Annotated in this window: 1 protein-coding gene; it reads left to right on the forward strand. The window is 53.2% G+C overall.

Features of this window, described 5'->3' with window-relative positions; all coding sequences use genetic code 11:
* Positions 1-204: 204 nt before the first annotated feature.
* Positions 205-1,164, forward strand: a 960-nt coding sequence (locus tag NX775_RS23865) for an IS110 family RNA-guided transposase (protein WP_258838246.1), incomplete at its 3' end; no start/stop codon positions are given.

Consider the following 1,164-nt stretch of genomic DNA (forward strand, 5'->3'; position numbering starts at 1 on the left):
AATGTCAGACCTCGTATATTGAAGATGCCAACGCACCAGTAGATAATAATGGTGATGTGGCCGGTCGGGGTGACACTGTTCAGACTGAGTGCCATTGAGCACGTGGGTCAGATTGGTGCCCCCGCCCGTTTCATTTTATTAGTCCGAACGGTATCTTGGGCCATCGCTGTTCTTTGCGTAAGCCCGCATACGAGAGAGGTCAAAATGGAAGCGATGCGCGAGGTTTTGGGAATTGACGTTAGCAAATCAAAGCTCGACATCGAGTTGCTAATCAACGGAAAAGTAAAAACGAAGGTGCTGCAGAACACTCCTGCAGGGCACAAGAGTTTGCTGGAATGGATCGACAAGTCGAAGGCGTCACGTTCTTCGCTGCACGTGTGCATGGAGGCGACAGGCGTGTACCACGAGGCCTTGGCGTTGACATTATATGAAGCTGGTATCAAGGTAAGCATCGTCAATCCTGCCTGCATCAAGGGCTTCGGACATGGTGAAAATATCCGCAACAAGAACGATGAAATCGATGCTGGTCTCATTGCTCGCTATTGCCTGGCCATGAATCCCGAACTATGGACGCCACCGCCGCTGGAGCAGCGCCAGCTACGGGGATGGACGTTGCGCGTTCAAGCACTGAAAGACATCCGGCAGCAGGAAGAGAATCGGCTGGAAGCTCACACGATCGGCGGAATGGAAGACGTTGCGACGCACGTGAAGACGCACATTATATGGCTCGACGTCGAAATCAAAAAGCTGGAAAAGGAGATCGACGATCACATCGATCGGCATCCTGATCTCAAAAATGACGCGCAGCTCATTGCCAGCATTCCTGGCTTAGGAATGACGACGATAGCCCGTGTCCTTGGCCACATTGGCGACATTCGCCGCTTCAAGAACGCCAAGGCCTTCGCTGCATTCCTCGGCGTGACACCAAAGCAGCGTACGTCCGGCAGTTCAGTCAGAGGACGAACGGTGATGAGCAAGACCGGGAGTACGTCATTACGTGCTGCGCTCTTCATGCCAAGCATGGTAGCGCGACGTCATAACCCCATTTTGCGCCAGTTCGCCGACCGCTTGCTTGCAACTGGCATGGCGAAGAAAGCCGTCATCGGCGCCGTTACACACAAATTGGCTCATCTGATTTACGGTGTTATCCGAACAGGCAAGCCA

It is taken from the genome of Massilia aurea, assembly GCF_024753205.1.
Classification (GTDB): domain Bacteria; phylum Pseudomonadota; class Gammaproteobacteria; order Burkholderiales; family Burkholderiaceae_D; genus Telluria; species Telluria aurea.